The 8,089-nt window shown below is 28.5% G+C and carries 12 protein-coding genes and 1 tRNA gene; 3 read left to right on the top strand and 10 right to left on the bottom strand.

Annotated elements, in window-relative coordinates; genetic code table 11:
• Positions 1-59: 59 nt before the first annotated feature.
• From PF569_04510 to PF569_04490, 5 genes are all read right to left on the bottom strand, one after another.
• Positions 60-293, bottom strand: a complete 234-nt coding sequence (locus PF569_04510) for a hypothetical protein (GenBank protein MDA3855495.1) — start codon at positions 291-293, stop codon at positions 60-62.
• A complete protein-coding gene (locus PF569_04505) occupies positions 286-567 on the bottom strand; it encodes a hypothetical protein (GenBank protein MDA3855494.1) in 282 nt (93 codons plus the stop codon). Before PF569_04505 ends, PF569_04510 begins: the two co-directional genes overlap by 8 nt.
• Position 568: 1 nt before the next feature.
• Positions 569-1,600, bottom strand: a complete 1,032-nt coding sequence (locus tag PF569_04500) for a helix-turn-helix domain-containing protein (protein ID MDA3855493.1) — start codon at positions 1,598-1,600, stop codon at positions 569-571.
• A 109-nt stretch (positions 1,601-1,709) separates the two neighbouring features.
• Positions 1,710-1,982, bottom strand: coding sequence for a hypothetical protein (locus PF569_04495; protein ID MDA3855492.1), 273 nt, complete (start codon positions 1,980-1,982; stop codon positions 1,710-1,712).
• A 422-nt stretch (positions 1,983-2,404) separates the two neighbouring features.
• Positions 2,405-2,486: transfer RNA gene (locus PF569_04490), tRNA-Ser, on the bottom strand.
• Positions 2,487-2,699: 213 nt separating this feature from the next.
• On the opposite strand from PF569_04490, the gene PF569_04485 reads away from it, so the two are divergent.
• Complete coding sequence (locus tag PF569_04485; protein MDA3855491.1) at positions 2,700-3,335, top strand: hypothetical protein; 636 nt, start codon at positions 2,700-2,702, stop codon at positions 3,333-3,335.
• 28 nt (positions 3,336-3,363) lie between these two features.
• On the opposite strand, the gene PF569_04480 is transcribed toward PF569_04485, so the two are convergent.
• On the bottom strand, positions 3,364-5,409 hold the full coding sequence (locus PF569_04480; protein ID MDA3855490.1) for a V-type H(+)-translocating pyrophosphatase: 2,046 nt from the start codon (positions 5,407-5,409) through the stop codon (positions 3,364-3,366).
• Between the two features lie 120 nt (positions 5,410-5,529).
• On the opposite strand from PF569_04480, the gene PF569_04475 reads away from it, so the two are divergent.
• On the top strand, positions 5,530-6,177 hold the full coding sequence (locus PF569_04475; protein ID MDA3855489.1) for a ribulose-phosphate 3-epimerase: 648 nt from the start codon (positions 5,530-5,532) through the stop codon (positions 6,175-6,177).
• Between the two features lie 80 nt (positions 6,178-6,257).
• Complete coding sequence (locus PF569_04470; protein ID MDA3855488.1) at positions 6,258-6,539, top strand: hypothetical protein; 282 nt, start codon at positions 6,258-6,260, stop codon at positions 6,537-6,539.
• A gap of 23 nt (positions 6,540-6,562) precedes the next feature.
• Here PF569_04470 and PF569_04465 read toward each other — a convergent pair whose 3' ends face one another.
• Genes PF569_04465 through PF569_04450 form a run of 4 tightly spaced genes read right to left on the bottom strand, consistent with a single transcriptional unit; the run spans position 6,563 to position 8,085 of the window.
• Positions 6,563-6,868: a hypothetical protein gene (locus PF569_04465; protein MDA3855487.1), complete on the bottom strand. Its 306-nt coding sequence runs from the start codon at positions 6,866-6,868 to the stop codon at positions 6,563-6,565.
• A gap of 1 nt (position 6,869) precedes the next feature.
• Positions 6,870-7,355 carry a hypothetical protein gene (locus PF569_04460; GenBank protein ID MDA3855486.1) on the bottom strand — a complete coding sequence of 162 codons (486 nt, stop codon included), beginning with the start codon at positions 7,353-7,355 and terminating at the stop codon, positions 6,870-6,872.
• A gap of 4 nt (positions 7,356-7,359) precedes the next feature.
• Positions 7,360-7,548: a DNA-directed RNA polymerase subunit E'' gene (locus tag PF569_04455; protein ID MDA3855485.1), complete on the bottom strand. Its 189-nt coding sequence runs from the start codon at positions 7,546-7,548 to the stop codon at positions 7,360-7,362.
• A 9-nt stretch (positions 7,549-7,557) separates the two neighbouring features.
• Positions 7,558-8,085, bottom strand: a complete 528-nt coding sequence (locus tag PF569_04450) for a DNA-directed RNA polymerase (protein MDA3855484.1) — start codon at positions 8,083-8,085, stop codon at positions 7,558-7,560.
• Positions 8,086-8,089: the final 4 nt, after the last annotated feature.

Genomic DNA, 8,089 nt, shown 5'->3' with positions numbered 1-8,089 from the left:
TTATATAAATCTAAATTTTTTTTAACCTTATCAATCACTTTCTGGTGGTCTTTTTTATTTTAACTAGCTGTAACTAACAATATTATGGCAATATCTTTATAGACTAGAAAATATACTCTTTTAATTCCTATTTTAAATTCTCTAAAGAAGTCATAAGTTAATTGGTCTCCTTTTTTATCTCCACTAGGTTCAAGATTTTTTATAATATATTTTTCAACCAATCCTCTTTCATATCTTGAAAGAATAAATTTGGTTTCTTCTTGAAATGTTGGGAAGTAATAAACATTAAACATTTCCAACTACCTCACCAGATACAAATTTATTCAAACTTTGACTAACATACTTACAAACAAGTGAGGGCGTAATCTCTCTAACTACTCGTTTTCTGTAATCTCCTTTTACAATATACCATATTTGAGGATTATCTTTTGGAAAGCCCCATAATGTGTATTGTTTTGAACCAGTCTCTCTAATTCCTTTATCTTTCAAAAGTTCTCTTACGAATTCTTGGGCAAATTCTCTATTAAATTCAATTCCCTCTCTTTTAATTTCAACATAAGATTTCATTTTACATAAACATATTAGATTTTGATGGATCAAAATCGTCATTACCTCCTTGATTATTGTTTGTTTGTGGTGTAGTAACCATATTTACTAAATTTTGATGAAGTCCAATTACTGCTTTTAATTGCTCATTAGTATTTGTTTGAGAATTAGTCATCATTATTTGTTGTTTTGAAAGTTCCTCAACATTCCGGCTTATCTCTCCTACAACTCTTGAAATCTCACTAGGTCTCATTACTGGGAAATCTCTTATGTCGTTGAAATGGTCTGTAACTTTAATTGCATCATCCATTGAGAATTTAGAATGTGTTGTTTCCATTTCATGCAAATTAAAAGAATTATCTATAATAAGCCAAACTTTATTATCATCAGTTCCTCTTACCATAAGTTTATCTTTTCTATTATTATAATCTCTGGCAAGTTCATTATTAGTTTCTGCAAACTCTCCAGACTTTGAGTATCTAATATTTTCATATCCATTTTTTAAAAGAACTATTTTTAATTTCTGTTCTAATTTTAAAATAAATTTAGTCCAATAGTCTAAACTTTGTTCTTCTGCTTCAAGAGGCGAATCTGCCCAAAAATCTTTCTTTCCTAAAATTTGGATATATTTTTCATTATAAGTTATGTAATTACCATCAACATATTCTATACCTTTTCCAATTTGTTTGATTTTCTTCATAAAGGCATCTGTCCTATCTAAAATCTCAATATAGAACCTTTGGGCGTGTAATCTAAATGGGTGTTCCTTTGAGAGTGGTTGCGTAGTGACCCCACCTTGAGTTAAGCTTTTTAGTCCAACATTAAAAAAACCTTTTTCTTTAAGCCTTTTGATAATTTGAGAAACTGCTGATTTGCTTACTTTACGCCTCTTAGCTATTTGAACAGGTGTTAAACATTCTATATGTAAAAGGTGTAATATTTCCTTTTCTCTCTTAGTTAATTTAAGCTTTTTAGGATTATTACGCCGTTGCTGTAAAGGTTTTAAGTTAAGTCTTTTTGAAGAGTTAAGGTTTTTTGTGGTTTTTTTCACCATTTTACACTTCCGTTAATTACTAGCAGAACTCCATATAACCTATGCAGTAGGACATAAGGAAAAAAGTTAAGTGCTTTTGAAAAGTTAAGTAGAAAGTTAAGTTTTTTCATTACAACTCACCCTCTAAAAGTCTATTTTTAATCATCAAATCAATATTATTTAAAATTTGATTATATTTATTAATTGTTAAGCTATTGTATTCGGGCATAAGCATTGCTATCGAAAGTTTAGTTTCAATTTTTTTTTTATTTTTTAAAATATGTTTTGGAATATAATATTTTTTTTCAGTTTTGATACTGCTAATTGGCTTTTTAAAAATTGAACCTACTCTTTTATATATTTTAATAGATTCATTATTATTACTTATCTCTTCAGTTTTCATTGGTTTTTACCTCTGTTTTTTTTGAAGAGTATAATTCATGTTTAGTGAGAAATGATAATAATTTCAAACTAAATATTATTAATTGACATAATGTAAATCATAAAAAATGATTTACAAATACCATTAACAAATCTTGTTAATGATATAATAAAAACTGCAAAAGTCAGCCCTAAACATGTTGTCATGTCGCATACTGTATTTGCGGTTATGTCAAATAATTATATTTTTCCCTTTTAATTATCAACATAACTCAAATATTTCTAACATTAAATATACTCTATTTATGTTAAAAACGCTTGTAGTACTAAAATTATAGCTTATCGCATATTTTTTTTGATAGTATAACTCTTAATATTTTTAGCATTTTTTGAGTTAATGAGAATCAATATTATCAATTTGATGTTTCGAGAAAACCGTAAAGACGGCAAGGACGGGATTTGAACCCGCAATCCTAAAAGGACTAGATTTCAAGTCTAGCGCGATACCGAATTACGCGACCTTGCCACTATATAGAGGGGTTTTGAGTGTCCCCCACCACTTTTAAACATTACCAATCCAACCGTAATGGTGGTATTGTGCTTTATTTCAAGTCTAGCGCAATACCAGATTATGCGATCCTGCCATGAATAATCAAAAATCATTGAATTGAATTTTTGCTATGCAATAAATAAAAGAACTTAAGATATCTTTATATATTTTTTTATACTTGATTCATTTATGTTTTGGATATTTGAACTTTTAATTGCCTTGATGATTGCTTATGTTTTTATCAAGAGAGAGCGTCCAAAGGTTAAATTCTTAATCTATGGTTATTTGTTTTTTTTAGTTTCCTTAGTTTTACAAATTCCTTTTAAGTTTTTACAGTTAACATTTAAAGATTATTTTAGTTCGAGTGTTTTGCCTATTATTTTTTTAAATATTGGAGTTATTGTAATTTCAGAATTGACTAAATATTTTTCCTTGAAGAGATTTTTGAAGACGAAGAGTTTTAAAAATGGGATTTTATTTGGGATTGGCTGGGCTACAATTGAGAGTATTAGTTATTTTTCTTTGATTTTTTATTCATTTTTCTTTGGATTTTTTTCTTTAAGTTTTGATTATTTATATTTTTTACCTGAGAGTTTTCCTTTTGTTAGTTTTCTTTTATTTTTTGTTTTGAATTTAGCAATTACAGTATTTGTTATTTTTTCAATTATTAAGAAAGATAAGTTGTATTTGATTTATGCAATAATTTTTAGTCTTGTTATATTTTTTGCAATGTTATATCTTGAGAAATTAGCACTTTATATTTTCGAGATATTTTTATTCTTTTATTCTTTGTATATCATATATCATTATAGAAAAATTAAGTAATGTGTTTTAAAAAATAAAATAAAAAATTTTAGATAAATAATGGAACTAAAACTAATGAAATAATTGCCATTAATTTAACTAAAATGTTTAAAGCAGGACCTGAGGTATCCTTGAATGGATCTCCTACTGTGTCTCCAACAATCGCTGCTTTATGATTATCTGAACCTTTTCCACCTAAGTTTCCAGCTTCAATATATTTCTTTGCATTATCCCATGCTCCACCACTATTAGCCATTGAAATAGCTAATACAATTCCTGATGCGATTGAACCTGCAAGAACTCCTGCAAGAACTTCTACACCAAATATAACTCCAACAAATACTGGAGTTACAATAATTAAAATTGATGGTGCAAGCATTTCATTTAATGAAGCTTTTGTTGAAATTGCAATACATTTTTCATAATCAGGTTTAGCTTTACCTTCCATTAAACCTTTGATTTCTTTGAATTGTCTTCTAACTTCAACAACTATTGCTTGTGCAGCTTTTCCTACACTCTTCATAGTCATAGCAGAAAATAAGAATGGAAGCATTGCTCCAACTAAAACTCCTGCGATTATATTCACATCTAAAATATTTACTACTTTAATTCCTGCAGCACTTACAAATGCTGAGAATAAAGCAAGAGAAGTTAATGCAGCAGAACCGATAGCAAATCCTTTTCCGATAGCAGCAGTAGTGTTTCCTGCAGCATCTAAGATGTCAGTTCTTTTTCTTACTTTTTTGTCTAATCCTGCCATTTCAGCAATACCACCAGCATTGTCTGAGATAGGACCATATACATCAATAGTTAATCCAATAACTAATGTTCCAAGCATACCAATTGCACTTAATGCAATACCATATAAACCGGCATAATGGAAACCTAAAACTGCAGTTCCAGCGATTAATAATACAGGCAATACTGCTGATTCATAACCTAAAGCTAAACCATCAATCATTAAAGTTCCTGCACCAGTTGTTGCTGCCTCAGCAGTTTTTTTAACAGGTCTATATGAAGCTGAAGTATAGTACTCAGTAATTAAACCAATTGCTAGTCCTGAAACTAATCCTCCAAGAATTGCTATATATACTCCTGTTGAAGTGTATGTAATTTCATTATAGATAAATGATTCTGGAATTGCCCACATTGTAGCAAAATATACACCAATAGCCATAAGAATTGTACTTCCAACTAAAGCATATTTAATTGGTTTTTCAACATTTTCAGAATTTTTCCCAACTTTTACGAAAAATAATGTAATAATACTTGCAAGTATACCTACTGCAGAAATTAAAATTGGAAATGTTAATGCTGTAATGTTTGTTGCTCCAAATGCGAAAAATCCTATCACTAATGCAGCAGCAGTACTTTCTGCAACAGAACCAAATAAATCTGACCCCATTCCTGCGATATCTCCTACATTATCACCAACATTATCTGCAATAACTGCAGGGTTTCTTGGATCATCTTCTGGAATGTTTTTTTCAACTTTTCCTACAATATCTGCACCAACATCAGCAGCTTTAGTATAAATTCCACCACCAACTCTACCAAACATTGCCATCATTGAACCACCTAGACCAAATCCAGTTATAGCTTCTACAATGATGTTCATTTCTAAACCTATGAAACTATAAATCATAAATAAGAAAATTAGTCCTAATACTGCGAATGAAACTAATGTTAAACCTAGTACTGAACCTCCTTTAAAAGCTACATCAAATCCTGCTGAAACACTTTTTTTTGAAGCTTCAGTAGTTCTAACATTAGCTTTAGTAGCTACAATCATTCCAATTGCACCAGATAGAATGGATGCGATTGAACCTGCAACAAAAGCGATTGCTGTATATAGTCCTAGGTTGTGTCCTACAGCTTGATTTAAGAAAAACCATAAAAGAGCTGCGATTACAATAATAAACACAAACATAATTTTATATTCTGCAATTAAAAATGCTTTTGCACCTTCTGCAATGTAGTTTGCAATTTCTTTCATCTTTTTATCACCAGCACTCATTTTTTGAACACTAATGTAATTGATGATAGCTAAAATAAATGCAACTACACAAATACTTACGATAATTAATTCTATCATGTAAAAATTATTGATTTTATTTTACTTATAAATATTTTTATATTATTTCTGTTTTTTATGTGTTATATGGTTTTTTTTAAGAAATTTTTATAAATTATTTAGTTTTACTATATTTTATATATGACAAAAATAAGGATATTACCAACTCTTTTTGCTTTAAATAAGGAAGAGTTTTCTAATAAGCTTGAAAAAGTTTCTTTTTCAAAAAAGATACATATAGATTTTATGGATGGAAAATTTACAGATAAAAAGTCTGTTGGTTTTAGTGAGATGGACGAGATATTAAATACAAAAGATAAAGTATTTTTTGCGCATTTGATGGCTTATGAACCCGAAGAGTATGCATCAAAAATTAAAAAGTTGAATATTTCTCGTGTATATTTACATTATGAGGTTTTTGAGACTGATAGTGATTTTCAATATGCTATAGAGGAATTTAAATCAAGAAATATTGAAGTTGGGCTTGCAGTGAATCCTGGGACCGATATTGAAGAGATATCCTCATATGTAGAAGAGATTGACTCTGTTTTGATTATGAGTGTTTGGCCAGGTAAAGAAGGACAAACTTTTATTTCTAATACTTATAGTAGAACTAAAGAATTAAGGGGAAATTTTCCAAAAATCGAAATTTGTGTTGATGGAGGTATTAATTCTGAAAATATTAAGAAGGCTTCAGATTCAGGAATTGATGTTTTTTGTGTTGGTTCTTATGTTTCCTCGGATTCTCATCCAAAGGAACATTATCAAGAATTGGAGAAATTACTTTAATTTCTTAAATATATTAATCAGTTTTTTTACTTTGAGTTTTAAAACAAGAAGTATATATATGAGTTTTGTAATGTTTTATTATGTCTTATAATATAGATTCTAGTTTGGAATTTTGTGAAATTATTAATGCCTTCCCTGTTCTTTTAGAAAGATTGAAGCAGCTTGAGTTTAAAGTTGATAACATAACTGATGGAGAGAGTATGGATGATTTTTTTTTAAGGAATGGTTCTTCAAAGGAAGAGTCAAATATGATTATAGTTAGATTGAATTCGGATTTGAATTATTATCTAAAGAAAGGGAAGCTTCCTAAATCAGTTCCACTTCGTGATGAGAAAGAAGTTTTGTTGCTTGATGAAGAATAAATCTGGAGGGTTTTTAATTTTCATTACTTACTATATTTGAACCTTTTAACATAATCGCAGTTTTTACAGATATATTCTTTTGTTTTAAGATTTGAGTTTAGTCTGATTTCTCTAGTTTTAGTTGTCCAAATAATATGACATTTTTTACAATATTTTAGTTTTTCTTCTCTTTTCAATGTTATATTGAATGCTTGTGATAGTTTAATTATTTCTTTTATATATGATGTTTCATATTTAGGGTTAAGTTTTTTTTCTATTAGTGAGAAGTATTGTTGTATATTTGCTTTAGCGTATTCTGTTTGAATTTGCTTTTTTTCTTTGTTTTTCATTTTAAAATAATTTGTCGAAATTCAATTTTCTTGATTTAGGAACATAGTTTAGAATTTCTTTTCCTTTGATGTTCACGCAACCAAGATTTTCACCATCATATATTGCAATTAAAAATGGAGTATTTTCTTGCCAATTGAATTTTTCTATTTCTTCTGTAAAGAGACTTTCTGCAGCTAAATATGATTTTAAGTTTTCTTCTTTTAGTATTAGAAAATTTTTTGTAGGTTTTATGAATTGAGATCCTTCTATGCTTAATCTAAATCTTTCATTGTCATGATATGTTCCAAAGTAAATCCCTACATTTGTTATTCTTCTTATATCTATATTAATGTCTAATTTACACATGTGGATTTTTCTTGTCTTTTCATTCATGTAAAAATTATAAGATTTTAGTTTTTCTAAATTATCTCCATAATATAAGGATAATTTGTTTACTAGTTCTTCTTTTTTTGATTTTTTTAAAAGAATAAGGGTTTGAGGAATCATTGTATTAATATTTTAGAGCGTAAATTCCTTTATTTGATTTATCTATTTTTTTTGCAACTTCAGATTCTTTTGCATCTAAAATGTATACTGTTCCTTTATATTTTTCTTGTAGTTGGTTAGATTTACAATTAGGACAATTTTTCTCTTCAGTTAAAAAACCACATTCTTTACAAACTTTTTTTTTATTTACCATTTTTAATTTTTATGCTTTTAACCACTCTATTGAACCAAGACCTGGTTGTCTCATTGTAAGACCTACTTTAACATTTCTTATGTCTTTAAATGATACTGCAACTACTGCAGCTTTCACAATATCTCCAGTTTTTAGTGTTTGACCAGTTTGAGAACCTTGTATGCTTCCAACTTTACTAAATGATACTTGATCTACCATTGTTTGAGATAAATGAACAAGTCCATCAATTATTCCCATGTTGATAAATACTCCAAAATTTGTAACGGAGGATACTTCTCCTTCAATTACTTCATGAATCTCAGGTTTGTATGATAATATTGTGAATTCTACAACATAGTGTCTAGAAGAGTCTTCAGGTAGTTTGAATCCTTGTCCGATTCCATCTACACTAATAACACTAATTACTAGTCCGAATTCTTCAGTTGTTTTTTCAGAGTAATCTCTTGTTAATTGCTCTTTAACTGATTCATTTAAATCTCCTTCAAATAAGTCTGGACTTAAATCTACGTAATCTTTTAATTTTACTTTATAGAACATCTTA

It is taken from the genome of Candidatus Woesearchaeota archaeon (genome assembly GCA_027858315.1).
In the GTDB taxonomy this organism is placed as follows: domain Archaea; phylum Nanobdellota; class Nanobdellia; order Woesearchaeales; family UBA583; genus UBA583.
Note: the sequence above shows the minus strand (reverse complement) of the source record. Positions and strands in the feature narration are given on the sequence as shown.

What these genes read in the sequence shown, in the direction of transcription:
- PF569_04510 (MDA3855495.1), bottom strand. Translation starts at nt 293, where the DNA reads ATGTTTAATGTTTATTACTTCCCAACATTTCAAGAAGAAACCAAATTT.
- PF569_04505 (MDA3855494.1), bottom strand. Translation starts at nt 567, where the DNA reads ATGAAATCTTATGTTGAAATTAAAAGAGAGGGAATTGAATTTAATAGA.
- PF569_04500 (MDA3855493.1), bottom strand. Translation starts at nt 1,600, where the DNA reads ATGGTGAAAAAAACCACAAAAAACCTTAACTCTTCAAAAAGACTTAAC.
- PF569_04495 (MDA3855492.1), bottom strand. Translation starts at nt 1,982, where the DNA reads ATGAAAACTGAAGAGATAAGTAATAATAATGAATCTATTAAAATATAT.
- PF569_04485 (MDA3855491.1), top strand. Translation starts at nt 2,700, where the DNA reads ATGTTTTGGATATTTGAACTTTTAATTGCCTTGATGATTGCTTATGTT.
- PF569_04480 (MDA3855490.1), bottom strand. Translation starts at nt 5,409, where the DNA reads ATGATAGAATTAATTATCGTAAGTATTTGTGTAGTTGCATTTATTTTA.
- PF569_04475 (MDA3855489.1), top strand. Translation starts at nt 5,530, where the DNA reads ATGACAAAAATAAGGATATTACCAACTCTTTTTGCTTTAAATAAGGAA.
- PF569_04470 (MDA3855488.1), top strand. Translation starts at nt 6,258, where the DNA reads ATGTCTTATAATATAGATTCTAGTTTGGAATTTTGTGAAATTATTAAT.
- PF569_04465 (MDA3855487.1), bottom strand. Translation starts at nt 6,868, where the DNA reads ATGAAAAACAAAGAAAAAAAGCAAATTCAAACAGAATACGCTAAAGCA.
- PF569_04460 (MDA3855486.1), bottom strand. Translation starts at nt 7,355, where the DNA reads ATGATTCCTCAAACCCTTATTCTTTTAAAAAAATCAAAAAAAGAAGAA.
- PF569_04455 (MDA3855485.1), bottom strand. Translation starts at nt 7,548, where the DNA reads ATGGTAAATAAAAAAAAAGTTTGTAAAGAATGTGGTTTTTTAACTGAA.
- PF569_04450 (MDA3855484.1), bottom strand. Translation starts at nt 8,085, where the DNA reads ATGTTCTATAAAGTAAAATTAAAAGATTACGTAGATTTAAGTCCAGAC.